Below are 26645 nucleotides of genomic sequence, written 5' to 3' on the forward strand. Positions count from 1 at the left end.
GTCACGCGGCGGTCACTCGGCGGGCGCGGGGTTGGGCGCGCCGAGCACCAGCTCGGAACGCCGGTCCCAGTACCGGTCGAGCACCGGGTCGTGGTATCCGCCGGACGTCTCAAGCTCGGCCAGACGGTCACGGTACTGGCTCGGGCTGTTCTCGCGGACGTCGGCGAGCGCTTCGGCGTCCTCGCGGCTGACCCCGGGGATGTTGCCGGACTCGGCCGCGGCCTGCGCGAACCAGTACCGCATGTCGCCGCCCTGGTCGAGGATCGTCTCGTAGCGGCGGTTCTCCATGATCTCTTCCTGGGTGGGCGGCGGTCCCACGTACTCGCCGACCACGGTCTCGGCGACACCGAGCACTTCGCCGGTGATCCCGGTGACGCTGCCCGCGGCCGGGATGAGGCCGATCGTGTCGTTGATGGCGGTGGCCAGCTCGAAGCCGGCCGCCCAGTTGCGCTGGACGGCGGTGCCCGCCTCATCGGTGGCGCGTTCCTCGTTGAACGGGTGGTTCTCGCGGGCCAGCGCGAACTCGCCGGCGTCGATCGCGCCGTGCAGGTCGGCCAGGTTGCCCATGTACTGGCCGATGTCCACGCTGTCGTCGTTGAACGCGTCGAGGGTGCGCTCGTACGCGTGCCGCTGCACGCCGCCGTAGAACTGGTCCTTGAGGTTCTGCTCCTGCCCCGCGACGAACTCGAAGTAGGCGGCGCGCTCCTCCTGGGTCAGCACGAAGCCCGGCACCTCATCGCCGAGCAGCGTCAGGGCCGTGTTCTCCTCGACGCCCTCCTGGCCGGTGTTGGCGAGGAAGTCCAGGTAGGCGAGGCCCGTGTCGAGGATCGCGCTGGTCACGGCCTCGCGGGGCTGGGCTCCATCGCCGATCGCGGTGTCCGGGCCCACGACCTGGAGGACGTTGCGCGCCGCGTCGAGCTGGTTCCTGCTGGGCTCGCCGTCGGCGGGCGGCGTGGTCGCGGCGCCGATGAACGCGCCCGCCGCCTCGCCCTCGTCCGCGTTCCAGCGGAGCGTGACCAGCTTCTCCAGCAGCTCGGGGTCGGTCAGGGTGCGGGCCGCGGCCTCCGGGTTGGTGGACACCATCGTCAGCATGTCGGAGCCGCCGGTGAGCGAGGCGAGGTCGTCCACGTCGCGGATGTAGTTGCCGCTGCCCGAGATGGCCTGGGACGCGATCTCGCGGTCCCAGTGCTGGTAGTCCTCCTCGATGTGGATGGCGGCCGTGGCCACCTCCTCGCCGAACACGTCGCCGGGCCGCATCGACGCGTGGGACATCAGCTCGCCCAGGCCGTTGTACTGCGCGACGCGCTCGCGGACCTCGTCCTCCGACAGGTCGGGGTCGAGCAGGTCGTCGTCCATCATCGGCTTGATCGAGTCCGGCACCAGGGCCGCGTCCTCCGTCGGGTGCAGGCCGCCCCGGGCCGGGGACATCAGCGTGTTGACGCCGTTGGCCACGGTCTCCCGCACGCCGTCGTAGGCCTCGCCCTCCAGGGCGCCGAGGGTGGCGAGGTCGTCCGCGCTCAGGGTGTCGTAGAAGCTGCGCAGGTAGGCGCGTTCCTGCGAGGTCAGCTCGCCGCCGTCGAGGCCGTTGACCAGGCGGTCGACGCCCGCGCTGTAGCGTTCCAGCTCCTCCGGGTCCGGGTTGTCCTCCTGAAGCAGCTCGTGCAGCTGCTCCGCCTCGTGCTCGGCCCGGCCGTCGGTGTGCCAGAACGGCACCGGCGAGTCGGAGACGTCGTAGCCGTACTCGCTCAGCTGCCCCTCCTTCTGGTGCAGCATCGCGTAGTAGTCGTCCACGTCCTCGAACATCCGGTCGTACGCGCGCGAGGCGCTGTCGGCGGCGAGTTCGAGCCGGTAGTCGCGGATGTGGGACTTCAGGTCGTCCTTGGGGAACGTGGGCCGCGTGCCTGTGAACGTCTCCTCGTGGATCGTGTAGGAGAACAGGTCGTGCTCGCCGCCGCTCTGCTCGGCGAACCAGGACTCGAACGCGCTCCAGTCGTCCTGGGCCGCCGTGTTCTGCGTCTCCACCACCCAGTCGAGCCCCATGGGCCCGGTGATCGCCTCGTCGTTGGACTCAAGCACCGCCTCGGCCTCGCCCGCGACCTGGTTCAGCACCGAGGAGATGTTCTCCAGGTTCTCCGCGCCCAGGTCCTCGTAGGTCTGCGTCAGGTGCTCGGAGGCGTCCGCGTAGATCGCGTTGCTGCCGCGCGTGCCCGCGCGCTCCTCAAGCGTGGAGGCGTAGGCCGCGACCCCGCCCGCGTCGTCGGCCTCTTCCGCGCCGTTCCGGAAGATTCCCGCGAGCGAATCGATCATTTCCAGATCGGTGTCGGAGGCGAATTCGCTTTCCAGCTCCCATGGATCGCAGCCCGCCTTGTCGATGACGTCCTGCTTGGTTATCGAAATGTCGGACACGATGGGGCTCCGGAAGGGCAGGGGCGCGAAAGAGCGGCAGTGACGGGTAAGTTGAGTGGGCCGGAATGGCCACGGTCGGTTCGTTCAGATGCGGTCGGCGATCCCCTGCCCGACGTCGCCGAGCGAGGCGGCGCCGAGCACGTAACCGGCGTCCGCGTCGGTCTCGTCACCGATGTTGGCCGCGGTGACCGCGCCGGTCGCGATCTCGCCGCGGGTGTCCTGCACGCGCTGCGCGGCCCGGGAGCGCTCCCCGGCGGCCGAGCCGAGCGCCGAGCTGAAGCTCGCCGCCTGCGCGCCGCCGAAGTGCGTCGAGGCGGGGGAGGCGTTGCCGACGCGGCGGGCCAGGCTGCCCGCCACCTCGGCCGACTCGTCGTGGTGCACCGCGCTGACGCGGAACTCCTCGGGCAGGTACTCCGTCGAGTCGTCCGACATCAGGCCCTCCTTCGCTGTTCTTCGTGTTCTGCCGACGGCGGCTCGCCGTTGTGTGCTGCTCCCACCGTGCCACCGCGGCGGCCGGGCCGGTGCGCTCGGCCCGGCCGCCGCGGTGGCGGCCCGCTCACCGGCGGGGGTGGATGCCCCCGTGGCACCCACGCCCGCCGGAGTCACCCACCGAGCACGCCGGGCCCCGCCTTGCGGCCCGAGGCCCACACGCGCGGGTCCTCGGTCAGCTCGGTCGGCTTGCCCTGGCGACCGCGTTCATCGGCCCGGCCCCTGGGTCGCGCCGCCCCCGGCGCGGGCGCAGGGGCGCCCGCGAGGCGGGCCGCCGCGTCGCGCGGGCGCGGCTTGACGCCGCCGGGCACCTCGGCCGTCGCGGGCCTGCGGGCGCCCGCCGCGGCGCGGCCCGCGCCGGGCGCGCCGGCGCGCGAGGCCGCCGCGCCGGGCGGCGGCGTGTACGGCCGTCCGCCCTGCGCGGCCTCGTGCATCGCGAACCGGCCCGCGACCGCGGCCCGCGCCGCGAGGTTGCGCGTCGCCTGCTGCACGACCTGGCCGCGCGCGGGGCCCGTGTGCCCGACGCTCGGCGGCATCGTCCCGCCGTAGAGACCGGCGAGTCCCGCCGCCGTCCCGCCCACGCCGACGGCCGCCACGGCGCCGCCCCCGCCGCCGCCGAAGCCGGTCACCATCGCCCCCGGGCCCGTGCCGAGCCCGGACAGCCGCGTCGCGTACTCGGTGACCGCGCCGAACGGCTGCCCGGTGACCGGGTCGATCCAGCGGCCCGTCACGGTGTCGAACTCCCGGCCGGTGGCCGGGTCGACGAGGAAGCCGGTGTTCGGGCTCTGCACCCAGCCGGCGAAGTCGCCGTGCTCGGGCCCGAGGACGCGCGAGTGCGGGTAGTCGCCGACCCCGACGTGCGAGCCGTTGGCCACGTGCACCAGCTCGCCGGAACCGCCGTACCCCGCGGCCCCCGCGCCGCCGAACGCCGCCGAACCGCCGCCCCCCGCGCCCCCGCCGCCGACGCCGCCACCACCGCCACCGACGGGGCCGCCGCCCGAGCCACCGCCACCGCCGCCGCCTGGCGCCACGGGCACATCGCCGCCCGTCACCCGCGCGATGGCGTCCCCGAGGTGGGCCCGAACCTTCTCGGCCTCCTTGACCAGCCGCTGCCGTTCCTCGAACTGCACCTGCGCCGCGTGCACCGCGCCCGCCCCGACGTCGGGCCCCCCGGGCGACTCGGACGCCGCGTTGAACTCGACCTCAAGCGCCAGCGCGCGCTCCGTCGCGCGCGCCGAGGCGTCACCCGCCGAGTTCAGCTGCTCGGCGATCACTTGGGCGACGGCGCCCGCGCCGCCGGCCCACGACGCGGCGCCCTCGATGCGGTCGGCCAGTTCGAGCAGCCCGACGCCCGGCTGCCCCGCCGCCTCCGACGCGGTGCCCGAGAGCCGGTCGCCCTCGGACGTGCCCGCGCCGGCCAGCGCGATCCACGCGCCGGCCGCGGCGTAGATGCGGATGTGCGCGGCGCTGTACACGTCGTCGACGATGCTGTGGAAATCCGCGGAAGTCGACATGTCACTGCACCTCGTAGTACGAGCCGCCGCCACCGCCGGTGGAGTTCAGGAAGTTGTTCATGTAGGTCACGGGGTCTTCCACGCCGTGCAGCGTCGACCGCGCGGCCTCGTCCGTCTCGTCCGCGAGCCGCGCGGTCTCGGCCGCGCTCTCGCTGATGTCCTGCACCGAGATGCCGGCCCGTTCCAGCTCGGTGAGCATGGCGGAGGCGGCCGATGCGAGGGCCGCTTCCGCCGCCGCGCCGTTCGGCGCGGTGCCGAACAGGCCCTGGGCCGACGCGATGTCGATGAACTTCGCCCGCATCGCGGCGAGCCGGTCACTCTCCCCGGTGCCGGCCTCCACGTCGCGCGCGGCGTCCGGGTTGAGTTCCAGGTCCCCGTCACTCATCCCGTGTCCTCCCCTTCCTCTTCCCTCTCACGCCGGTGCCCGCGCCCCGTCGCGCGCGGCTCGCCCGCGCGCGGGTGCGGGCGCGGCGGTGGTCAGCGACCGCCGCCGGACGCCGCGTTCACCATGGCCCGGCCGCCCTCGTTGCCGATCAGCTGAACGTCGCGCATCGCGCGGTTCTGCGAGGTCACGCTGTCGTCGTAGCCGGTGGCCTCGCGGCGGAACTGCTCGTCGCGCTCGTTCAGCACCTCACCGATCGAGGCGTCCACGAGCCCCTGCTCGATCAGGCCCATCAGCTGGGAGTGCACGCCGTCCCAGATCTCCGTGTACTGCTCCTGCTGGCCGGTGGTCTGCGACTGGATGCCGTCCAGCGCCTCGTTGCCGAACCGGATCGTGTCACCGCTCATCGTCCTGCCCCTTCCTTCGCCTGTGCCCTTGCCGAATGCCGCTGTCGCGCGTGTCGCCCGCCGTGCCCGGCGGGCTCAGATGCGGGCGGCGATACTCGAATCGGGCACAGGGCCCTGGTGCACATCGGCGTTGTTCAGCACGTTCTGCGCGTCGAGGTCGGTCTCCCGGCCGGTCGTCGCCGTCAGCCCCAGGTCGCGCGACAGCCCGTCGAGCGCCTCGGCGAGCGCCTGTCCCGCGCGCCCCAGGTCCTCGTAGTTCTCCACGGCGCGGGCCGTGCCGGAACCGGTGTAGGCCGTGCCGACACTGGCGCTGTGGCCGCCGATGCCCTGCGCGACGGCCTCCATGTCGGTGTACGCCTGGTTGATGATGGCCTGCACCCGGTCGACTTCCTCGGGTGAGAGCTTGACCTCATCACTGCTCATCGCTGTCCTTCTTCCGCTCCGTCAGGTGTGCCCGGGCCTGCTCGCGGCGCCCCGGCGGGTGTTTTCATACTGACCGTGCACGTCCGGCATGGCCAGGGAGGGGCTTCCACCAGCCTGTCGCAGAATCGTCACAGTCGGCCCTCACGCCGGTAACAGGGCGGTGACCTGCGTAAACGCCGCTCGTGGCGACCGCTGGGCGGGGCAGTCGGACCGCGCGCGGCGCCGCGGCGTTCAACTGCGGCCCACGCTGTGCGGTGCCGCCGCCCGCTTCCCGCCCGCCTCGGCCCGTGTCCGGCCCGCTGACCCACGGGATCATGCACGAAAGCGCAGGCCGCGGGCGTTCGACTGCCGCGAGTCCGCGGTCGAACGCCCGCGGCCCCGCGGCGGTCTCGAAAGCCCTCGGGATCAACCGGCCTCGGGCGTGTACCAGTACAGCGGTTCGCCGCCGTTCGGCGCGAACGTGATGCTGGCGGGCGTGTCACCCTCCTGCACCAGGAAGACCGAGCACTGGGTCACCGTTCCGCCCGGCGCCACCATCTCGTCCGGCACGCGGTCCCTGCACTGCTCGACCTCGCGGCCGTAGACGTCGATCAGCGTCACCTTCTGCGCCTGCTGACCGCTCGCGGTGCGCATCGTGACCGAGTCCTGCATGGACGGGTACAACTCGATGTCCGGGTGGTCGTTCTGGTACTCGACGCTGACGAAGTACGGCACCTGGCCCTCGGTGTCGACGTCCCAGTCGGCCAGGTCCTCGGGCGCGCCCTGGACGACGCCGGCCGGGGTGACGTTCAGCGGGATCTCCTGCTCGTCGTTGTCCAGCCACGTGGTGGCGGCGGCCTCACCGGCGGGCAGGGCGGCGTCCTCGCCGCCCTCGGCACCCTCGACGGACCACACGAGGGGCGCGGCGCCGTCGTCCACGTAGGACACGGCGGTGGGTTGCATGTGCGGCGGCAGCATGTGGATCTGGCAGACCTCGGCGGACTGGCCCGCGGCGAGCCGCTCGGGGGCCTCGGCGTCGCAGGCCGCGGGCAGCGGGGACTCGCCCGAGGAGGAGAAGCCGCCCATGATGGAGATGCGTTCGCCGGTCCAGCCGCCGGCGTCGACGACCGAGAAGCCGTCGAGGTCGCCGTCGCTGAGGGCGGAGTCCGACGCGGTGTACTCGACGGTCAGGTAGTAGGGGACGAAGCCCTCCATCTCGTCGTCGAGCCGGATGTTCTCCAGGTCGGACGCGTCGCCCCTGGCCAGGCTCACGGGGGTGATGTCCACGGCGTTCGCCTGGTCGTCGACCGTCCACGTGCTCTGCCCGGCGGCCGTGTCCAGCGTCAGGGCGGTGGGTTCGGCGCCCGAGCCGCCCTCGTCCGCGCCGCTCGACTCGGCGCTCTCCGCGCCCTCCGTGCCGCCGTCGCCGCCGTCGTCCCCGCAGCCGGAGAGCAGCAGCAGCGCCCCCGCGCCCATCACTCCGACGAATTTCCTGGGTATGCGCATCACAACTCCGGTGGCAGCAATTCGTTCGCGCCTGGATGGCCGCGAAGGTATTTCGAGAACGACGGCCCGACGAGCCGCGCCCGTTCGTGTGCGGGCGCCCTGCCATCGGGAATGGGAGCAGCTTAGTCATGGCATGCCAGTGCAAAGCAACCGGCCGCGGGCGCGGGGGGCGCGGCAGCGTTCCTGGCGGAGGTGGAGCGGGCGGCGGCGGCACCCATTGACGGCCGTCCACGCCGCTGTCATGGTCTAGACCTGAAGGGGCCCGACCTCACAGGCCCTGCCGGGACCCGGCCGCGAGGACCCGCGCGGTCCGGCCGTCCCATGGTTCTTCTCCCGTTCGGCACCACTCGGTAACCAACGGCATGAAGGGGAAAACTCCCGTGACCATCACCCCCACCGTGCGCCGCCGGCTCTCGGCGTGGCGCGCCGCCGCGGCGCTGGCCCTCGTCGCGATATTCCTCGGGCTGCCGGCCGCCCCGGCCGGCGCCGCCGAGGAACGGGCCGCCGCCCCGAACGCGGCGTTCGTCGTCAGCGAGGCCCAGTTCAACCAGATGTTCCCGAACCGCAACAGCTTCTACACGTACAACGGGCTGATCCAGGCGCTCAGCTCCTACCCGGCGTTCGCCAACACCGGCAGCGACACGGTCCGCAGGCAGGAGGCCGCCGCGTTCCTCGCCAACGTGCACCACGAAACCGGCGGACTCGTGCACATCGTCGAGCAGAATCAGGCCAACTACCCGCACTACTGCGACTGGAGCCAGCCGTACGGCTGCCCCGCGGGCCAGTCCGCGTACTACGGCCGCGGGCCGATCCAGCTCAGCTGGAACTTCAACTACAAGGCCGCGGGCGACGCCCTCGGCATGGACCTGCTGAACAACCCGTGGCGGGTCGAGCGCGAGCCCGCGGTCGCCTGGCGCACGGGCCTGTGGTACTGGAACACCCAGAGCGGACCCGGCTGGATGACCGCGCACAACGCCATGGTGAACCAGGCCGGCTTCGGCCACACCATCCGCGCGATCAACGGCGCCCTTGAGTGCGACGGCCGCAACCCCGCCACCGTGCAGAGCCGGGTGAGCAGGTACCAGCAGTTCACGCAGATCCTCGGCGTGAGCCCCGGCGGCAACCTGTACTGCTGATCCGGCCGGTACCGCCGCGCCGCACGAACCGGATTGAACCCCGCACGACCCGCACCGCGCCCGGGCCCGGAAACGGGCCGGGCGCGGCCGGCTCCATGCTGATGGAGTGCCGGTTCAGTGGTGCGGGTGGTGCCCTCCGCCGCCCCCTCCTCCGTGGTCGGGCGGGCCGCCGGGAACGGTGCCGTCGGCGCGCGTGACGGTGAAGAGGCCGGCCATGCCCATGTCGGAATGGCTCTGCACGTGGCAGTGGTACATCCAGTGCCCGGGGCCGACCCCTTCACCCGCGACGACCTGGAAGCCGAACGAGTCGCCGGGGCCGCAGATCTTGTTGTCGATGACGCGACTTGAGTCGTTCTCGTCGACGAGGTACCCGGTCCTGTTGTCCGCCCAGCGGTGCCCGTGCACGTGGAAGGTGTGGTAGAACTCGCCGTGGGTGATCATGATGAACTCGCAGCGCTCACCCAGCTTCGCGGTGAAGTTCGGTGCGTCGGCGCCGCTCCTGTTGTTGATCGTCATGTCGTTGAACACGATCGTGTACTGGTGGTCGGGCAGGATGTCGCCCCGGCGCCTGACCACGAGCGGTCCGTAGAGGCCCCGTTGCAGACCCCCGGTGCCGTGGTCGGTGCCCACGACGTGGTCGTGGTAGTTCCAGTACCCGGCGCTTCCCGCGATCACGGTGCCGTCGTCGCGGCGGCCCGGCGCGTGCGAGTTCCACGTGTACAGCCGGCTTTCCCCCGGCTCGACGATGCTGTCGGTCATGCGGGTGCCGTCGCTGTCGATCGCGTAGTCGACGCCGTGCACGTGGAGGCTGACGGCCACATCGGCGTTGTTGACCAGATCGATCTGGAGGGTGTCGCCCTCGTACATTTCGAGGAGGGGGCCGGGTATGCGGGCCTCGCCCGGTTCGAGGCCGTAGCCGAGCTGCCCGTTCGGCAGGTTCTCGGCGTACATCGTGAAGCGGCGGACCTGGGCGGGAGCCGCCGCAGGCCGTCCGGCGGGGGACGCGGCGTGCGCGGCCGTCAGTCCGGTGGGAACGAGGGCCGCCACGGCGGCGCCACTGGTGAAGGATCGTCTGGAAAAGCCTGGTCGCCGCATGAAATGCGCCTTCCTCGATCGGCACACGTGATCCTGACGGCGCCTCATGGTATGGGCACGCCAAGAGTTTGACCACCATCAGGACAAAGTTTCTTCAATCCTGGTCATAGTCATTGGCGACTCAGCAAAAGACGTCTAGCTTCCTAGGGCGTTGCTGCTGTCACCTGAAAGGGGCTGGCGAGCTATGGGCCGCAAGCCACAGGTTGTGGCACTCGCTGCGACCATGACCCTCGCGCTGCTGGGCACGGTCCCGGCCGCCGCGCAGGACGAGGAGAGGAGAGCGGCGCCGCCGGGCGGCCAGGACCCGTTGGTGCTGGTGTTCCACGCCGAGGACGCGCCCGAGGACAGAACGCTGGCCGGGGTCCGGGCCATCGAGGCACTGGGCGCCGAGGGCCCGGCCGCCGAGCACTTCGCGGTCGACGTCACGAGCGACCCGGCGGACTTCACCACGGCCGGCCTGCTCGACTACAACGCCGTCGTCTTCCTGTCCACGGACGGCGCCGTGCTGAACGCGAACCAGGAAGCCGCGCTCCAGACCTACGTGCGGCTCGGCGGCGGATTCGTCGGCATCCACGACGCCGCGCTCGCCCAGCCGGAATCCGAGTGGTTCACCGGCCTCATCGGCTCCCGCCCCGACGCCGCGAGCCCGGACGACGTTCAGACCGCCGTCGTCGAGGTCGGCGACCGCGTCAACCCGGCGACCCGGGGGCTGCCCGTCGAATGGGCCAAGCGCGACGTCTGGTTCAACTGGGAGTCGAACCCGAGCGGCCAGGTGCACACCGTGGCCCGCGTGCGGGAGAGCACCTACGAGCCCGGCGACACCGCCGAGGGCTGGGACCACCCGATCTCGTGGTGCCGCGACTACGACGGCGGGCGTTCGTTCTACACCGGCATGGGCGGCACCGCGCAGAGCTTCTCGGAGAACAACTTCCGCAAGCACCTGCGCGGCGCGCTGCTGTGGACCAGCCGCCTCGCGCGCGCCGACTGCCAGGCCACGATCGACGACAACTACGCGGCCGAACGCCTCACCGAGCCCAACGCGCCGCAGTCCCTCGACCAGATCGGCGAGCCGCACGGCCTCGACATCGCGGACGACGGCCGGGTGTTCTACATCGGCCGCGGCGGGCAGTGGACCAACGCGCCCGTCGTCACCGACTGGGCCGACCCGGACATCGGCCTCGGCCCCGGGACCGTGCACGTCTACGACCCGGCGACCGACGAGGTGACGCTGGCCGCCACCCTTGAGGTCTTCGGCAACAAGGGCGGCGGCGGCGAACTCGTCAAGAACGAGGAAGGGCTCGTCGGCATCGTCCTCGACCCCGACTTCGACGACAACCAGTGGGTCTACCTGCACTGGACGCCGCACTCCGAGATCGACCGCGAGACCCACACCGGCGAACGGCGCGTCTCCCGGTTCACGTTCGACGAGGCGAGCGGCACCCTCGACCTCGCCTCGGAACAGGTCCTGCTGTCCTGGCAGGTGCAGATCCACAGCTGCTGCCACGCGGGCGGCGGTATGGACTTCGACTCCGAGGGCAACCTGTACATCGCCACCGGCGACACCAACTCCTCGCAGTTCAGCGGCGGCTTCTCGGGCAACAACCCGGAGCCGGAGTTCGCGGGCGTCTCGTTCGCGGACGCGCGCCGCACCGCGGGCAACACCAACAACCTCAACGGCAAGATCCTGCGCATCCACCCCGAGGACGACGGGACCTACACCATCCCCGAGGGCAACCTGTTCACGGGCGAGGAGGAGGGCGGCGGCAAGACCCGCGCCGAGATCTACGTGATGGGCGTGCGCAACCCGGCCCGCATCGCGATCGACCCGCAGACCGACTGGCTCTACGCCGGCTGGGTCGGGCCCGACGCGCCCGAGCCGAGTCCGACGTGGGGGCCCGCGAAGTACGACACGTTCGCCGTCATCACCGAGGCCGGCAACCGCGGCTGGCCCTACTGCATGGGCAACAGCCAGCCCTATCGCGACCGCAACCTCCCCGACCCGGAGCAGCCGCTCGACTGGTACGACTGCGACGCGCCGAGGAACGAGTCCCCGCACAACGACGGCCTGGTGGACCTGCCGCCCGTCACCGACAACAACATCTGGTACGCCCCGCAGGGCGGCGCCCCCGACTTCCCGCGCGACGCCGACGGCGTGCCGAGCTACGAGCTGGACGAGCAGTTCCTGCGGCTGCCGTGGCTCACCGGCGGCGGACAGGCCGCCATGAACGGGCCCGTCTACCGGCACGACGACGAGAGCGGCAGCGACGTCGCCTGGCCCGCCTACTGGGACGGCAAGTGGTTCGTCGGCGACCTCTACGACGCCGACCAGCCGCGGCACGCGGTCGTGATGGACCCCTCCAACGTCGCGGGCGGCGGCCTCCCGGTGCACGCCGACGGCCTTGACGGCATCATCCCCGTCGGTGAGGGCGGCATCCGCAACCTCATGGACTGGAAGTTCGCGCCCGACGGCTCGCTGTACCTGCTCGACTACGGCCGCGGCTTCTTCAACGCCGACCAGCACTCCGCGCTCTGGCGCGTCACCTACACGGGCGGGCCCGCCACCCCGCTCCCCGCAGACCTGGCCCGCTGATCCGAGCCCGCGGCAACGTCGCGAGAAGGACGGAAGGACGCATGACGCACGGCAGCCTCCCCGGGCCAGCACCCCGGGGCAGCAGACTCCTCCACCACAACCCGGCCACCCGCCGCACGCTGGTCCTCCTGGTCGCCCTCTGCCTGGGGGCGCTCACCCTGGTCTCCGGCCCCGGCGCCCGGGCCCAGCAGCCCGGCGGCGGCGCCGAGCCGGCCGCCGAGCAGGTCCTGACCTGGACGGCCGACAACGACATCAACCGCTACCTCACCCAGCCCACCACCGCCGTCGCCGGCGAGGCGACGCTCGTCTTCGAGAACAGCGCGGCCACAGGCAACACCACGAGCATGCCGCACACCCTGACGTTCGACACCACCAACCCCGACTACAACAACGACGTCGACGTCAACATCATGGCCAACCCCAACGACGTGAACGGCGGTCGCTGGGAGGTCGACGTCGTCCTGACCCCCGGCACCTACCGCTTCTTCTGCGCCATCCCGGGCCACGGCGCGATGCAGGGCGAACTCGTCGTCACCGAGGGCGACGGCGGTGGCGGCGAGGACACCACGCCGCCCGAGGTGACGGCGGCCGTCGAGGGCGAGCAGAACGCCGACGGCGCCTACATCGGCAGCGCCACCGTCTCCCTCACGGCCACCGACGAGGGCTCGGGCGTCGACGGCATCGAGTACGCCGTGAACGGCGAGGAGTTCGCCCCCTACGAGAGCCCCGTCGTGCTCGGCATTCCGGGCGACCACACCGTCGCCTACCGGGCCACCGACGTGGCGGGCAACGTCTCCGAGGAGCAGGAGACGAGCGTGACCGTGGTCGAGCCGTCGGGCGAGGACACCACGCCGCCCGAGGTGGCCGCGACCGTCGAGGGTGAGCAGGACGCCGACGGCAACTACGTCACCATGGCCACCGTGTCCCTCACCGCCACCGACACCGGGTCAGGCGTCGCGGGCATCGAGTACGCCACGGGCGGCGAGGAGTTCCTGCCCTACACCGAGCCGGTCATGGTGCACAGCGTCGGCGAGCACACCGTCACCTACCGGGCCACGGACAACGCCGGCAACTCGTCGGAGACCGGAAGCGTGACGTTCACGGTCGTCGAGGAGGACCAGGGCCCCGGCGAGCCGCCGCCACCGGACTGCCCGGAGTCCGACGACCGGCCGCTGGTCGTCGTCGGGGACGAGTGGACGAACGTCCCCAACCGCACCGACCGCCACGGCTGCACCGTCAACGAGCGCATCGAGGACGAGGCGCCCTGGTCGTCCAACGGCTCCTTCCAGAACCACGTCCGGCAGGTCACGGCGGCCATGATCGACGACGGCGTCATCGACCGGCGCGGCGCCGAGGAGATCCAGGAGGCCGCCGACCGCTCCAGCATCGGAGACCCCGGCAACCGGGACGGCTACCAGCGGATCTTCACCGGGACCGCGCAGTCGCTCGACCGCTGGTCGCACGTCGGCGGCGGCGCGTTCGGCCTCAACGACGACGGATCGATCACCAGCAGCGACACCGTCGGCGGCATGGGCATGCTGTGGTTCCCCGAGCAGCCCTACGAGGACTTCGTGCTGCGCATGAAGTGGCGCGACGACGCGCCTGGCACCCGCTCGGCCAACAGCGGCGTGTTCGTCGGCTTCCCGCGCGTCCACGACCACCCCGAGGAGTCACGGCCGGAATGGGTGGCGATCAAGTACGGCCACGAGATCCAGATCTACGACGACGCGTTCGGGGACCAGTACAAGACGGGCTCCGTCTACGGCTTCGACCTCGTCAACCGCGGTGAGGCCCTGACCACCCCGAAGGGCACCTGGAACGACTACGAGATCCGCGTCGTGGACCAGCACTACACCGTGTACCGCAACGGGCTGCTGGTCAACGAGTTCACCAACGCGCCCGGCCAGCTGTTCTCCCCGCCGCGCGCCGACGACCCGGGCACCGACGGGCGGCAGCGCGACGCCGGGTACATCGGGTTGCAGACGCACGGCACGTCCGACGTGATCTCGTTCCGCGACATCCGCGTCAAACCCCTGTAACCGACCACCTCCCGCACCCCCCACAGGACCGGGGCCCGCCGCAGCCTGCGGCGGGCCCCGGTCTGGTGCGGTCAGGCCACGGTGCCGGTGACCTGGTTCCCGGACTTGACCACGTCATAGGTCACGGTCGCCCCGCTCCAGTAGTGGAACGTCAGCGTCACCCGCCGCCCGTCCGCCACCTCCGCGAAGAACGCCGGCGTCAGCGTCGTGGACCCGCCCGCGTAGTCAGGCGCGAACGCGACGTCGAACTCCTTGAACGGCGTCCAGTTGTGCGGGCCCGCGTTCGTCCCGTCCTCGTACACCGCCTCCATCGTCGCCAGCCGGTCGCCCCGGAAGTCGGTCGGCACGGCGAACGCGTCCGTCGTCCCCGAGGCGTCCGCGAGCACCGGCCGGTCGTAGGTGATCAGGTCGATCCGCCACGGCTCGCCCTTCGAGAAGTGCGCGGTGAGCTGGGCGTTCGTGCCGTACTCCCGGTCCCCGTCCAGCCGGGCGAGCAGCCGGGCCCGCAGCGTCAGCTCGTTGCCCTGGACGACGTAGTCCGTCCCGCGCCGCAGCCGGTCGCCGTCGTGGCTCAGCCCGGTGAACCTGGTGCCGTTGAGGTTCAGCGTCAGCCGCTGATCGGTCACGGGCGCCGAACGCTCGCTGAACACCTGGTCGGACGACGCCGTCCCCGAACGCCCGCGCCAGCTCGACTCGATGTGACCGAACAACTCCGCGTCGTTCCACGTGAAACCAGTCCGGTGGAAGTGCTGCCCGTTGTCCCACAGCATCGTCGTGACGCCGTGCGTGCGGGCGTAGTGACCGAAGAGTTCGAAGAACTTCAGCTTCTCGCCCTGCTGCACCGTGCCGGTGTGCCGGTCGAAGCCGAGCAACCCGTACTCACCGATCACCACCGGGATGCCCCGCGCGACGAACGTGTCGCGGACCCGCTGGAACATGCCCGTCATGTCGTCCCGCGCGACCTCGTCGAACCGGGTGCCGCCCGCGACGTTCACGCTGAACGGCCAGTAGCCGTAGTAGTGGACGGTCGCGATCAGGTTCGGATCGTCCAGCACGTCGAACGTCGCCATCAGCTCGTCGAGCCGCGCCTGGTCGGCCGAGGTGTGCAGCGAGGGCAGCACCAGCAGCCGGTCGTCGTTCCTGCCGCCGGAACCGCGCACGATCTCGTGGAACGAGGTGTTCAACTCGTGCAGCAGCTCGGCGTTCTCCGCGTCCCCCGAGGAGCCGCTGAACTGCGGCTCGTTGACGCTCTCGAACACCAGCCGGTCCGGCGCGTCCCGGAACCGCTCGGCCAGCTGCTCCCACATCGCGTCGTACCGCGCGCGGACCCCCTCGCGGTCGGCCGGCATGCTGGAGATCCACTGCCACGAGTCGTGGTGGATGTTCAGCATCACCCAGAACCCGTCGTCCAGCGCCCAGTCGACCACCTCGGCCACCCGGTCCAGATGATCGGGATCGAGCGCGTGGTCACCCGGGGCCTGGTGCTGGCCCCAGGTGACGGGTATCCGGATGCTGTTGAAGCCCTGAGCCCTGACGTTCTCCAGCAACTCCTCGGTGATCCTCGGGTTGCCCCACGCGGTCTCGTCCGCGCCGACGGCGTCGAGCGAGTTGCCGAGATTCCAGCCGGGCTGCATCGCCTCGACCGCGTCCATCGCGTCGGCCTTGTGGCCGCCGCGTCCCGGCCCGGCGTCCGGCGCGGCCGACGCCGCGCCGGATGAGGCCATCACCAGGGCCAGGCCGCCGGCGGCCAGGCTCACCCACCTGCGGAACGTTCGGAAACCATTCATGACGCCCCTTCATCCTGCTGCGGAAAGGAACGGGCGGCCCGCCCCGGAGCCACCCGCGGGCGATAGTGACAGTGCGCCGTCAACCGCACAAGAGTCGCGTCCTGTGGTTTCTGAAGCCTCGCCCCCGCGCCGCCGGGTTGGGTCAGCCCTCGACGAGCTTCGCGAAGTCGGGGGCGTAGGCGGCCATCCAGTGCGGACGCAGCCGGTAGTACACCACGGCGTTCTCCCAGTCGAAGGCGTGGTCGCCGTAGAAGTCCTTGACGTATGCGAGGAACTCCGGCCAGGCCGCGTGCGGCTCGCCGCCCCGCGGGTTCAGGATCTCCACCGTGCCGTGCGTGAAGACCCCCAGGTCCTCACCGCGCAGGTGCGCGACGCTGGCGGCGGGCCGCGCGGCCAGGTGACGGGCCTTGGCGGCGCCGGGGTCCGTTCCGAAGTACCACATCCCGTGCAGGAAGTGCCCGTCCACGCCGCTGATCCTGGGCTCGCCCTTCGCCGTCACGGTGGACAGGGAGAGGGTGCACATCCCGGTGAGCACCTGGGTGAGCTGGTCGGCGGTCAGCGTGCGCTCGGCGGTGATGATCGAGCGGAGGTGCGAGGTGGAACGGGACAGAGAGGCGTCGAGAAGGGCCTGAAGCTCTCGCGTCTCTTCCGGCGTTTCGCGCATGGAGATCCTTTGCGTGTACGAGTGACCCGGCCCGCGCCCCCGAACGACGCGAACCGACGCCCTCATGCTCCCCCCAAAACCCGACACCTTCTGTCCGGTTTCCCGTGCGCGTGTCCTGGGCCCGGACCTGCCCGGTCCGCGTCGAGAGGTGGTCCGCCTGACCCCCTGAGCCCCGCGCGCAGTAAAGCGCTGGGCCGTGGTTCTTGGTGGCCAGCTCCGAGACGAGGAGCCGGGCAACTTCGATCCCTTCGTCGGGGAAGCGCCAGCGTCGGAGGACGTCGGTGGTGTGGCGTCGGGCCCAGGCGACGGCATTGTGGGTGGCGGCGAGGGTCAGTTCGCTGATGGACGGGGGACCTGGTTCATGCGGGTGACTCCCTCGGCGGCGTGGCCGGGCGGGTGCGGCGCTGTGGCGTGGGTGGAGGCCCGCGAGACCGGGGTGGCCAGGGACGGGGCGTCCCGACTCGCGGGCTGCTTGAAGGACTACTTCGTGGCGACGACGTAGACGCTGCCCCAGCGGCGCTTCGGGTTGGCCATCGTGGGGTCGAAGGGCCAGGGTTTGACGGTGGTGAAGCCGGCGCCGGTGAAAAGCTGGACGAGCTTCTCGTGGTCATACGCCCACAGGTGCGGGGTGTACGTGGGGTCGTCGTCCTGGTCGCGGAAGACGAGGTTCACGAGGTCGAGCCGGGTGTTGATGTCGTCGTGGCAGTCGCGCTTGGCGTACCAGTGCTCAATCGTCTCGTCGGTGGTGTCCATGGGACCGGGGTACTGGCTCAGGGCGAAGGCGGCGTCGGGAACGCCGGTGATGATCCGGCCGCCAGGCACGAGGACGCGGTGGGCCTCGCAGACGTAGTGCTTGGCCGAGCGTGGGTAGTCGATGTGCTCCAGGAAGTGTTCGGAGAAAATCTCGTCGGTGCTGTCGTCCTGAAGGGGGATGCCCTCGCGGATGTCCCAGAGGAGGTCGGCCGGCGGGACGAGGTCGATGTTGAAGAAGCCGTCGATGCGGTGGGCTCCGCCGCCGATCTGGACCTTGGCGGGCTTGTCGTCGATACGGCCGTTGGGCCAGGCGCGGCGGCTGGAGTGGTGGTAGCGGTGGAGTTCGATCTCCTTGGCGGCGGCCCGGAGGGTACGGGCGAGGCCGTGGGTGGTGGCGGGGTCGGCGAGGATGGAGGCGATCTGCTCGCCGAGGAGGTCTACGGAGGGCATGCCGGAGGGACTCATCACGGATCTCCTACGTGTGAGGTTGCTCGGGGTGGGGTGTGCCGCGGATAGCCGCGATGGTCAGGCGACGCTGGGCGCGGGAGGGGTCCACTGGTTGTTGCGCATGAGGGTGTACTTGATGTCCACCAGCCGCGGGGCGATGGTCAGCGAAAGCTGTTCGGCCGGGTGGAGGTGGCCGGCATCGTCCTGCTCGGCGCGCCAGACGCGGTAGTCGAGGTTGGGGTAGGCCGGGTTGATGCCGATCTCGCCCTTGGGCATCGTGCCGTTGAACGGTGCGACGATGTCCATGTGGTTCCAGTAGTTCCAAGCTTGCAGCGCCTTGTGCTGGTCGAAGTAGAAGTAGAAGTCGGGGTAGCGGCCGAAGGTGCGCAGTTCCCGGTGGATGAGGTGGCCGAGGAGCGGTCCGAGCTGCGTGGCCAGGGAGTCGAACTCCCAGCGCGTGTGGTGCCAGGCTTCCGGGGTGTCGCCGGGCGCGAAGAGGCGGGCGGCGACGAGGTAGCTGATCCGCTCGACCAGGTACGCGCTCGCGTGGGTGGTGTCGATGGTCGGGTCGACTCGGTGGATGAGCGCGGCCAGCTGCTTCGGACGGGGACGGAACCTCGCGAGGTCGAACTTGCCGGCCATGGCGGGGAAGGAGGCGAACAGCATCTCCTTGTACAGCCAGTTGTTCAGCTCGCCGAGCTCGGCCAGGCGCCGGGTGTGGTGCGAAGTCGAGTGGAGCATCAGGTACTCGGCGACCGCTTCGAAGTACAGGTAGCCGAGGATCGGCAGTCGGGGGATCGTCTCGTCGAGCAGCTTGAGGAACGGCTCGGCGTCGACCTGGGTGCCCTGGTAGGCGACAGCGGCAGCGGTGGCGAGGAATGCGGCCGAGTTCTTGATCCGGCTGACGACGGTCTCGCGTAGCTGGTGCCGTTCGTTCTTGCTCAGCAGGTATTCGAGGTGGCTGTAGATGTTCAGGTGGATGAGGCCGAGGCGCAGGTAGTCCACGCCGGCGAGACCTCGATACGCCTGCCGCGGGGTGTCGATCTCGAAGATGAGCGGGGTGGGGACTCGATCGGTGACGCCGAGCTTGGCCAGGAAGGTCGGCGCTTCCTTGGTCAGGACGTAGGAGCCGAGGTTGTGCATGTGGAAGCCCTGGTCGGTCGCGGTGAGCGGCGCGCAGTAGATGCTTCCGACGAGGCAGCCGCCCGACGGGTAAAGCACTCCCTGCCGGCTGATCTTCTCCAGGGCGTGGGTGACGTGCAGCAGGTGCAGTTTGCCGTTTCCGCTCAGGGCCTCGAAGAGGGCGTTCCGCCGCAGCAGGTGGCCGTTCGGGGTGTCCTCGGCGAGACGCCGGTCCCAGCCCGCCGCCTGGGCGGCGAGCGGGTCGGTGTGGTCGGAGGGGTCGGGGATGAGAGTGGAGTCGAAGAAGGCATGGGCGTCAGCCCACAGGTGGTAGACGTCGAGGAAGTCCATGGTCAGACCAGGCCCTTCTCGGCGAGCGCATAGCGGACGGCCGCGGTGCCGCTGGCCCCGGCGAGGTAGGCCCGCTCCGAGACCAGAACCAGGTCGAAGGCGAGGCCGCGCAGCTGGTTGAAGGCGGGCTCGCGGACGTACCGGGAATCCGGCCACCACGTCAGTTTCGGCAGGCGGTAGCGGTCCAGGGCGTCGGCGGCCTTGACCACGTCGGTGATGCGCTCGGCGCGGGCATGGTCGGACTTGTCGTCTGGGGTGAACGCCTCGTACGGAATGTCGTGCAGCCGGACGGCGGTGGTCGCCTGCATGATGCGTCGGGGTGCGGCGGCGAGGCCGAAGTGGCCCCAGAGGGTGTCGGCGTTCGCGGCGAGCCAGATGGCCGCGCGGGCGCCATGCCCGCGGTCGTCCTGGTCGTGGCGCCGCTGGCAGTCGTGTACGGCGGCGGCGAGGATCGCCGTGGCGGCGTCGGCATCGTCGAGGCCGTTCGTGTCGGCGAGGATGGCGGCGAGCGCCGCCGTCCGCATGGCGTGGCGGACGCCGTGGAGCGACGTGTACAGGCGGGGGTCGGCCCACCACCGGGTGGGCAGTCCGCCGTGCGCGAGTAGCTCCTTCGACTGCGGGCGCAAGGCCGGCTGCGGTGCCGGTGGGAGGTCGGGCCTGTTGTCGCTGATCCACGCGATGGTGGCGTGGTCCATGTGCTGGTGGAGCGGGAGCTGCCCTCGGGCAGCCAGGGCGATCAGACTTGCGGTCAACGGGGTCGTGCTCACTCGTGCCCACCCCCTTGGTGGTCTCCGCGGTGATGTTCTCTACCGGATCGGCGCGGCCTGCTGCTCGCGCTCCTTGCGCTCCTGCTCGGCGGCCTCGAAGGCTGCGGTGAAGTCGGCCAGCTCCTGCTCCGTCATCAGGGTCACGCCGAGCGCCGTGGCGACGTCCGTGATCTTGGCCTCGGCCTCGGCGCGGGCGGCGTCGGAGGCGCCGTCCTCCAGCAGGACCTCGAACTCGGCGTGGTAGCCCCACGCCTCACTCCACTTGACCGCGATCTCGACGTCGTCGAGACGGAAGTTGTGACGGAAGTTGAACGCCTCGTGCATCGTCGTCTCGAACCCGAGGGCGTTGAACACCTTCACCGCGGCGGGAACGTCGGCGGAGGCGATGGCGAACTCGGTCTCCGCGAAGGCCGCGCCCTGCCCGATCTTGCTCCCCTTGAGGGTGATCTTGGCGGTGCCGGCGACGGTGTTGTCGGTGACCTTCAAGAGTTGGTCGGGGAGTACGTAGAAGTAGATGTGCTTGTCGTCGGGGCCCAGGTCCTCCCCGTCCGCCTTCAGGCGGGTGACGAGCTGGTCGTGGACCTCCTTGGTGAAGCGGGCGCGCATTTCGACCTCGACGGCCACGGGGCTGCTGCCTCCTCGTTTCAGGCATGGCGAAGCCAGCCGGACCCTGCCGTGCGGGGGCTGTCCGGTCGGGCGATCGCTATGGGCTTGGTGGTTGAGCGCGGGGTGATGCGGCCGATGCGGGTGCTGGCCGCATCACCCCGGTGGATCGGTGGGTGTCAGCCGAGGGTGCCGAAGCGCTTCTCGACCACACCCGAGTGCAGGTAGGTCGGCAGCTGGACGCCTCCCACCGACGTGCGGCCGGTGGCGACCTGCTCCTCCGTCTCGCTGGGGAAGCCCTCCAGCAGACGCAGGCACTGCTGGGCCCATTCCTGCGACGCGGGCCAGTCGCCCGCATCGCGGTGGCGCACGGCCAGGGCGTACGCGGTCTCGGCGGCAGCCCACCGGTCGGTCGCCAGCTCACGCTGGAAGATCGACTCCAGCTCGTCGGTGGAAGCCAGGCGGGTCTGGTTGGTCATGGTGACCTCTCGGTTCAACGGTCGTGCCCCAGTGGTGATCAACGCCCCGGCGTCCCCACCGTCACGCCGTGCCCCGCTGCTAATACGTGTAGATCTCGGCCAGCGTCTTGTAGTCCTGTAGCTCGTCCTTGTCGAACCACAGCTCAACCTCCTGCTTGGCCTCCTCCGCGTTGCCGGACGCGTGCACGAGGTTCGCGACCGCCTTGCCCGATGCGGTGCTGGCCGCCGCGCTGTAGTGCGAGAAGTCGCCCCGCACCGTGCCGGCCGGAGCCTGGTTCGGGTATGTGCTGCCGACGATCTTGCGGACCGTAGCGATGGCGTCGAAGCCCTCCAGCACCAGAGCGATGACCGGCCCCTGCTGCATGAACGTCGCCGTGACGCTGTAGACCTCCGACCCCAGCCGCTCTTCCAGATCGAAGTAGTGCTTGCGGGTGAACTCCTCGTCCATCCACTTCATCTTCGTGCCGACGATCTTCAGCGCGGCGTCCTCGAATCGAGTGATGATCCTTCCTGCCAGGCCACGCGCCAGCGCATCGGGCTTGAGCAGGACGAGCGTACGCTCGACAGTGTGTGCCTGAACCTCGGCCATTGACTCCCTTTCGCCTTGCTTACAAAAAACATGACGGACACCCAGCCGTCAGCTGCTGAGGTTACCGGCGCTGGCAGGGCGGTTCGGGCGCGCGGGCAATGCCCCGGACGGGCGAATGCTGGCCAAGGTGCGGCCGATCAGACCGTCGAGAGACTCGATCCGGCCAACTTCTCTGTCTCCGCTATCCGCTGGGGGCGGGCATCTAGAATCTCCCTGTGGTCGTTCGGCGCTCTCGCGCCTCTTATGCGCCTCCCAGGGACTGAGCCTTTGGCGGGTGATTCCTTGGCCCCTGGTGACTCCGATTCTTCCGGGGCCCTTCCCGCGTGACCATGAAGTGCCAGTGCAGTGGGAGTGCACTTTCAGCACGCGGGTTCCTGCACCGGGGCGGCGACGAAGGGGCAGTCTTGTGGACGTGATCGAGCGCTGGAGCGGCCGGTACGCCTGCCTGCTCCAGTCCGCCCTACGCCTCGGAAACGAACAGTTCGCGGCTCACCTCGGCATCGCCGTGAGGACTGTGGCCACCTGGCACTCCGACGCGTCCGTCGTGCCTCGCAGGGAGATGCAGCAGCTCCTCGACACGGCCCATGAGCAGGCTCCTCCGGCTGCGCGACAGCGCTTCGCGCTCCTGCTGGCGAAGGAGCGATCCCCGGTGGACTCGATGCCGCCCGGCGCGCAGGCGCTGCGGGTGGCCATCGCAGTGGTCGTCCGTGGCACCGACGTCCTCCTGGTATGCCGGCGGGATGACGACGCCGCTGGGATCACGTGGCAGTTCCCGGCTGGCGTCATCAAGCCAGGCGGCAAGGCGGAGACCACCACCGTGCGGGAGACCTTGGACGAGACGGGTGTCCACTGCGCGGTCCGGCAGCACCTCGGGAACCGCCTTCACCCCGTGACCGGCGTGCTGTGCGAATACTTCCTCTGCGAGTACCTGGCCGGCGAGGCCACGAACAGCGACGCGGCCGAGAACATCGACGTCATGTGGGTCCCCAGAAACTCGGTGCTCCGCTTCATTTCCGTCGATACGATCTTTTCACCCATTCTGGCCGTCCTGGAGGAGCAGACGTGACGAACCAGAACACGGACGAGCGCCCGGGCATCGCCGCCGCCATCGTCGTGAACAAGGCACGCGTGCTGATGGTGCGCCGCCGGGTCAGCGAGGGACAGCTCTCCTGGCAGTTCCCGGCGGGAGAGGTCGAGCCCGGCGAGGCCCGCGAGGACGCCGCTGTGCGGGAGACCCAGGAGGAGACCGGGCTGACCGTGGCGGCTGTGAAGCTGCTCGGCGAGCGCGTCCACCCGAAGACGGGCCGGCTGATGTCATACACCGCGTGCGAGGTGCTGGGCGGTAGCGCCCACGTGGCGGACACCGAGGAGCTGGCCGAACTGGCCTGGGTCGCCCATGGCGAGATCCCGGAGTACGTGCCGTTCGGACTGTTCGAGCCGGTGCAGGAGTACCTCGACACCGTCCTGTCTTCCTAAGTGGCTGCCAGGAATTCCCGTATGGCGACCGACGTGTTGCTCGCTGGGGCTCGCGAGCGCTGGGAGACCTGGGCACGGGCGCCCGTGTCGTTTCCTGGCGCCGGGGGCGTGTGCGTGGTCGCCTCTCCTGACTCGGGCCTGAGCCCGCCCGGCTGGGTCGGTCTGGTGGCGCTCGGCGGATCAGCGATCGTGACCGCGCCACGCCCGGACACGGCCGCCGTGGTACGGGCCGCTGTGGGTTCGCTGCCCGGCGACGCGGTCACGGACGCGGAGGCGGTCCGCGCGGTGCTCCCGGTGACCGATGTGCTCGGCCCGGCGGCGCTCGCCTACGCGTCCGCCGACGGCTTCCGGCCGGTGGCCGCCGACGAAGCGAACGTTCGGCGGCTACCGCAGGGCGCAGCCGGATCGGGCGCGCTCGACGACCTGGTGGACCAGGTGACCGACGAGGAGGCCGCCGAGGCCGGCATCGTCGGAATTACCTCACCGGCGTTCGTGGTCAGGTCCGGCGGCCGGGTGGTCGCCGCCGCCGGGTACGAGGTGTGGCCGGACCGGGTGGCCCACGTCTGCGTGCTCACCGGCGCGCGATGGCGAGGGCGCGGACTGGCCCGGGCGGTGGGCTCGGCGGCCGTCGCGCACGCGTTCGCGGCGGGGCTGCTCCCGCAGTGGCGGGCCCGAGGCCCCGCCTCTCGCCGGGTGGCGGCGGCCCTGGGGTTTCGGAAGCTGGGCGCCCAGCTCAGCATCCAACTCGCGGCGGACGCGGGGATGGTGCGGTAGACCGCATGGTCGTTGCGGCCGGGCGGCGAGGCGGGTCACGGGTCTGCGGCGAGGGCGCGAACGAGGGACAGGCAGAACAGGCAGCCCGCCGCGAAGTGCGCGGTGGCCGCCGCGAGCAGCGCGACGGCCACCGTCACCAGCGCCGCCCCCGCCCAATGCGCGGGTCCACGCGGCGGCTTGCCCACAACACGGTGGCGCGGCCCATGACGAAGCTCTCGCCAGTCGCGAACACCAACCGCTTACGCCCCTGACTCATCGCGGTCATGTCGTGCACGGTGAGCGCCTGGCCGCCCACCATGACCTGATCACCGATCGCCACCGTCCTGGCGTCGATCTCGACGGAGACGAGTACACCTTTCACTGGTCAGCCTCCACGGTCGGCACCGGCTCCTGCTCGGCGGAGCGCGGCGGAAGGACATCGGCGGGATAGATCAACGCGTCGCAGGACGCACAGTGCGCCCCGTCGTCCCGGCGCGTGAGTTCGCAGAAGTGGTCACAGAAGAACGGGGACACGCGCACTCCTCAGCGGGCTCGGCATACGCGAACGACGACGAGGCAGCGGCACCGCCCCCGCGACCCGCCCCGGCGGGGGCGACGCACGGACTTCGGGTTGAGGCATAGGGGTCTCCCAGGTCATGAGGATGCCTGCCTGTGCGTGCTGGTTGGGACACACACAGTGGCACTGAACGAGAGACTGCCTGCGCAACGCGGGAGTTGCAATACTTCAGATCCAGTTTTCACCATGCTCTTTCGCGCCGGTTGACGCGCATTGCAAACCGGCAAGCCCGGTGCTTGCATTACGGGACGACGTGACATTGCAGAGTGGGGAAGAAAGGGGAGGAACATGGCGGAGACCACGGGATCGACGGTCCCGCGCCGCCAGCTCGGAAGGCACCTTCGCGAGCTGCGTAATCAGGCGGGATACACGATCAAGGGCGCGGCCAAAGCGGTGGAGATGTCAGACACCAAGATCTGGCGCATCGAGACAGGCCAGACGTCGCTGCGATCGTTCGATGTGGAGATCATGTGCCGCATCTACGGTGCACCGGCCGACCTGACCGAAGCCCTGATGGGGCTGGCGAAGGAGACGAAGGCGCGCGGCTGGTGGCACTCGTTCGGCGAGGCGATCCCCGAGGGATTCGACCTCTACATTGGGCTAGAGGAAGCCTCCGCCCGCATCGACTGGTACGAGCCCCTTCTGATCCCCGGACTCTTGCAGACGGAGGAATACGCGCACGCCGTCATGCGTGCCTACAACCCCGAGGAGTCGGACGAGGAAGTTGAGCGGCGAGTGCGTCTGCGGATGAGTCGGCAGCACTTGCTCACACGGTACGTATCGCCCCCACACCTGCGTATGGTCGTCGAGGAAGGTGTGTTCCGGCGCCCGGTCGGGGGCGCGGCGGCGATGGCCAAGCAACTTCGCCAAGTCGTTGAGCTGGCCGACTTGCCAACTGTGGACCTGCGTGTGGCTCATTTCGGTAGCGGCCTGCACCTCGGCATGCTGAGCGGGCAGTTCACCATCCTGCGCTTCCCGGTCAACGGAGATGGCAAGAACAGCGAGCCCACTACGGTGTACTCGGATGGCTTCACTGGCAACTTGTACTTGGACAAGCCCCGGGAGGTCGACCGGTACGACGCGGTGTTCAGCGACATGTGGGACGGGGCGCTTGATGAAGTGGCGTCCCGGCGCCTCATCTTGGGAGTGGCGGGAGAGTATGAGCAGTAACGCGGGCCCGGGCTGGGTCAAAAGCAGCTACAGCAGTAACGGCAACCAGTGCGTCGAAGTGAACGTTGGTTCCGCGACTGTGGTGGGGGTGCGGGACACGAAGCAGGAGGGGGCGGGGCCCGAGTTGTGGGTGCCCGCTGCCAGTGCGGCGGCGTTCGTGGCGGGTGTGGTCAACGGCACCTTGAGCGCGTAGCCCCCGGAACACAAGTCCCCCATCGGCACCGGCCGGTGGGGGACTCAGCCGGGGAACGCTTCGCGGGCCAGGGTGAAGTCCGGGGCCCGATGTGGCGACGACGGTGGTGCGCGGGCCTCCTCTTGCACGTCCGACGGAGGAATCGCTGTGGATCAGCAGACCGACGACCAGCCGAAGGCCGCCAGGCCAGCGCTCGCATCGATGACCCTGCTGGTCGCCGCCGTCATCGTTCACGACAGGGCCACCGACCGCGTCGTCCTCCTCCAACGCGGCGAGAACGCCACGTTCGCGCCAGGCAAGTGGGACCTGCCCGTCGGCAAGAGCGAACCTGGCGAGCCGATCACCGAGACGGCCGTCCGCGAGTTGTTCGAAGAGACGGGCCTGACCGTGAGGCCGGAGGATCTAAAGGCCGCCCACATCATCCACAAAGCCTGGGGCGTCGAAGCGCCCAACGGCTTCCTCACCGTCGTCTTCGCAGCCCACGCATGGACCGGCGAACCCGAGAACCGCGAACCCCGCAAGCACTCCCGGGTCTGCTGGGTCGACACCGACGCCATCCCCGAAAACTTCGTGGACACCACATCAAGTGCCCTTCACGGATACATCGCGGGCGACACCGACATCTCCTTGGGCGGCTGGCGGTAAAGAGCCCACGTCCCCGTGCTGGGTCAAGAGCAGCTACGTGTGCGGCCCGACCCCTCGAAGGTGCGCGAGAACAGCGGCTCGTCCCAGACGCGGTTGGCCATGGCAACAAGGTGGATACCCTGGCGGATGATCTCGGCCTCGCTGATGCCCCGGCGCCTGGCTGCCTCCTTGATGATGGCCAAGTCCTCCGGGTCGGCGTAGACGGTCGTGCGCTTCATCGGCATGTACCAAAGGTAGTCAAGGTGTCGGTCAGGTGTACCTTCGGCGCTGCGAGCCGGTGCGGGGCGGGCAAGGGCGAGTTTC

The 26645-nt window shown here is 70.3% G+C and carries 28 protein-coding genes; 9 read left to right on the forward strand and 19 right to left on the reverse strand.

Translation table 11 applies throughout. The features are described 5' to 3' along the window. Positions 1-12 precede the first annotated feature (12 nt). From LC193_RS16430 to LC193_RS16460, 7 genes are all read right to left on the reverse strand, one after another. Positions 13-2406: a TPR repeat region-containing protein gene (locus LC193_RS16430; RefSeq protein WP_226075041.1), complete on the reverse strand. Its 2394-nt coding sequence runs from the start codon at positions 2404-2406 to the stop codon at positions 13-15. Positions 2407-2490: 84 nt separating this feature from the next. After that, on the reverse strand, positions 2491-2838 hold the full coding sequence (locus LC193_RS16435) for a type VII secretion target (protein ID WP_226075042.1): 348 nt from the start codon (positions 2836-2838) through the stop codon (positions 2491-2493). A gap of 170 nt (positions 2839-3008) precedes the next feature. Next, a complete protein-coding gene (locus LC193_RS16440; protein ID WP_226075043.1) occupies positions 3009-4409 on the reverse strand; it encodes a hypothetical protein in 1401 nt (466 codons plus the stop codon). A 1-nt stretch (position 4410) separates the two neighbouring features. Beyond that, positions 4411-4794, reverse strand: a complete 384-nt coding sequence (locus tag LC193_RS16445) for a hypothetical protein (protein WP_226075044.1) — start codon at positions 4792-4794, stop codon at positions 4411-4413. A 92-nt stretch (positions 4795-4886) separates the two neighbouring features. Further along, positions 4887-5198, reverse strand: coding sequence for a hypothetical protein (locus LC193_RS16450; protein WP_226075046.1), 312 nt, complete (start codon positions 5196-5198; stop codon positions 4887-4889). A gap of 75 nt (positions 5199-5273) precedes the next feature. Beyond that, complete coding sequence (locus tag LC193_RS16455; RefSeq protein ID WP_086159299.1) at positions 5274-5621, reverse strand: WXG100 family type VII secretion target; 348 nt, start codon at positions 5619-5621, stop codon at positions 5274-5276. Positions 5622-6026: 405 nt separating this feature from the next. Next, complete coding sequence (locus LC193_RS16460; protein ID WP_226075047.1) at positions 6027-7106, reverse strand: hypothetical protein; 1080 nt, start codon at positions 7104-7106, stop codon at positions 6027-6029. A 398-nt stretch (positions 7107-7504) separates the two neighbouring features. Between LC193_RS16460 and LC193_RS16465 the strand changes: the two genes are divergently transcribed. Continuing rightward, positions 7505-8242 carry a chitinase gene (locus LC193_RS16465; RefSeq protein ID WP_404819537.1) on the forward strand — a complete coding sequence of 246 codons (738 nt, stop codon included), beginning with the start codon at positions 7505-7507 and terminating at the stop codon, positions 8240-8242. A gap of 114 nt (positions 8243-8356) precedes the next feature. On the opposite strand, the gene LC193_RS16470 is transcribed toward LC193_RS16465, so the two are convergent. Next, positions 8357-9337, reverse strand: coding sequence for a multicopper oxidase domain-containing protein (locus tag LC193_RS16470; RefSeq protein ID WP_226075049.1), 981 nt, complete (start codon positions 9335-9337; stop codon positions 8357-8359). 223 nt (positions 9338-9560) lie between these two features. Here LC193_RS16470 and LC193_RS16475 point away from each other — a divergent pair, with 223 nt between their 5' ends. Together LC193_RS16475 and LC193_RS16480 are read left to right on the forward strand one after the other, a co-directional pair. Continuing rightward, entirely contained in the window at positions 9561-11927 is a 2367-nt protein-coding gene (locus LC193_RS16475) for a ThuA domain-containing protein (RefSeq protein WP_226075051.1), read from the forward strand. 41 nt (positions 11928-11968) lie between these two features. Then, a complete protein-coding gene (locus LC193_RS16480) occupies positions 11969-13966 on the forward strand; it encodes an OmpL47-type beta-barrel domain-containing protein (protein WP_226075053.1) in 1998 nt (665 codons plus the stop codon). 71 nt (positions 13967-14037) lie between these two features. Here LC193_RS16480 and LC193_RS16485 read toward each other — a convergent pair whose 3' ends face one another. The 8 genes from LC193_RS16485 to LC193_RS16520 all read right to left on the reverse strand — a co-directional run bounded on the left by LC193_RS16485 (position 14038) and on the right by LC193_RS16520 (position 21528). Beyond that, the gene (locus LC193_RS16485; protein WP_226075055.1) at positions 14038-15753 is read right to left on the reverse strand and encodes a cellulase family glycosylhydrolase; all 1716 of its coding nucleotides are present in this window, start codon (positions 15751-15753) and stop codon (positions 14038-14040) included. Between the two features lie 142 nt (positions 15754-15895). Further along, on the reverse strand, positions 15896-16417 hold the full coding sequence (locus LC193_RS16490) for a pyridoxamine 5'-phosphate oxidase family protein (protein WP_226075057.1): 522 nt from the start codon (positions 16415-16417) through the stop codon (positions 15896-15898). A 480-nt stretch (positions 16418-16897) separates the two neighbouring features. Further along, positions 16898-17635, reverse strand: a complete 738-nt coding sequence (locus tag LC193_RS16495) for a class I SAM-dependent methyltransferase (protein WP_226075059.1) — start codon at positions 17633-17635, stop codon at positions 16898-16900. Positions 17636-17695: 60 nt separating this feature from the next. Then, complete coding sequence (locus LC193_RS16500; RefSeq protein WP_226075061.1) at positions 17696-19090, reverse strand: hypothetical protein; 1395 nt, start codon at positions 19088-19090, stop codon at positions 17696-17698. 2 nt (positions 19091-19092) lie between these two features. Then, a complete protein-coding gene (locus LC193_RS16505; RefSeq protein WP_226075063.1) occupies positions 19093-19857 on the reverse strand; it encodes a hypothetical protein in 765 nt (254 codons plus the stop codon). Between the two features lie 39 nt (positions 19858-19896). After that, a complete protein-coding gene (locus tag LC193_RS16510; protein ID WP_226075064.1) occupies positions 19897-20481 on the reverse strand; it encodes a hypothetical protein in 585 nt (194 codons plus the stop codon). Positions 20482-20639: 158 nt separating this feature from the next. Further along, positions 20640-20939: a hypothetical protein gene (locus LC193_RS16515; RefSeq protein WP_226075065.1), complete on the reverse strand. Its 300-nt coding sequence runs from the start codon at positions 20937-20939 to the stop codon at positions 20640-20642. 79 nt (positions 20940-21018) lie between these two features. After that, positions 21019-21528: a nucleoside-diphosphate kinase gene (locus LC193_RS16520; protein WP_226075066.1), complete on the reverse strand. Its 510-nt coding sequence runs from the start codon at positions 21526-21528 to the stop codon at positions 21019-21021. A gap of 406 nt (positions 21529-21934) precedes the next feature. Here LC193_RS16520 and LC193_RS16525 point away from each other — a divergent pair, with 406 nt between their 5' ends. Genes LC193_RS16525 through LC193_RS16535 form a run of 3 tightly spaced genes read left to right on the forward strand, consistent with a single transcriptional unit; the run spans position 21935 to position 23778 of the window. Continuing rightward, positions 21935-22594 (forward strand): NUDIX hydrolase, encoded by a 660-nt coding sequence (locus LC193_RS16525; RefSeq protein ID WP_226075067.1) that lies wholly within the window; start codon positions 21935-21937, stop codon positions 22592-22594. Then, a complete protein-coding gene (locus LC193_RS16530; RefSeq protein ID WP_226075068.1) occupies positions 22591-23004 on the forward strand; it encodes an NUDIX hydrolase in 414 nt (137 codons plus the stop codon). The genes LC193_RS16525 and LC193_RS16530 overlap by 4 nt, the downstream gene beginning before the upstream one ends. Before the next feature lie 21 nt (positions 23005-23025). Further along, complete coding sequence (locus LC193_RS16535) at positions 23026-23778, forward strand: GNAT family N-acetyltransferase (RefSeq protein ID WP_226075069.1); 753 nt, start codon at positions 23026-23028, stop codon at positions 23776-23778. 133 nt (positions 23779-23911) lie between these two features. On the opposite strand, the gene LC193_RS16540 is transcribed toward LC193_RS16535, so the two are convergent. Together LC193_RS16540 and LC193_RS16545 are read right to left on the reverse strand one after the other, a co-directional pair. Then, on the reverse strand, positions 23912-24139 hold the full coding sequence (locus LC193_RS16540; protein WP_226075071.1) for a hypothetical protein: 228 nt from the start codon (positions 24137-24139) through the stop codon (positions 23912-23914). Continuing rightward, entirely contained in the window at positions 24136-24291 is a 156-nt protein-coding gene (locus LC193_RS16545) for a hypothetical protein (RefSeq protein WP_159029815.1), read from the reverse strand. The genes LC193_RS16540 and LC193_RS16545 overlap by 4 nt, the downstream gene beginning before the upstream one ends. 331 nt (positions 24292-24622) lie before the next feature. On the opposite strand from LC193_RS16545, the gene LC193_RS16550 reads away from it, so the two are divergent. The 3 genes from LC193_RS16550 (at position 24623) to LC193_RS16560 (ending at position 26342) form a co-directional block, all read left to right on the forward strand. After that, entirely contained in the window at positions 24623-25504 is an 882-nt protein-coding gene (locus LC193_RS16550; protein ID WP_226075073.1) for a helix-turn-helix domain-containing protein, read from the forward strand. Further along, entirely contained in the window at positions 25494-25697 is a 204-nt protein-coding gene (locus tag LC193_RS16555; protein WP_226075076.1) for a DUF397 domain-containing protein, read from the forward strand. Before LC193_RS16550 ends, LC193_RS16555 begins: the two co-directional genes overlap by 11 nt. A gap of 147 nt (positions 25698-25844) precedes the next feature. Further along, complete coding sequence (locus LC193_RS16560) at positions 25845-26342, forward strand: NUDIX domain-containing protein (RefSeq protein WP_404819425.1); 498 nt, start codon at positions 25845-25847, stop codon at positions 26340-26342. Between the two features lie 23 nt (positions 26343-26365). On the opposite strand, the gene LC193_RS16565 is transcribed toward LC193_RS16560, so the two are convergent. Continuing rightward, entirely contained in the window at positions 26366-26566 is a 201-nt protein-coding gene (locus tag LC193_RS16565; RefSeq protein WP_404819426.1) for a ribbon-helix-helix domain-containing protein, read from the reverse strand. Positions 26567-26645 lie beyond the last annotated feature (79 nt).

The organism is Streptomyces marincola (assembly GCF_020410765.1).
Taxonomy (GTDB): domain Bacteria; phylum Actinomycetota; class Actinomycetes; order Streptomycetales; family Streptomycetaceae; genus Streptomyces; species Streptomyces marincola.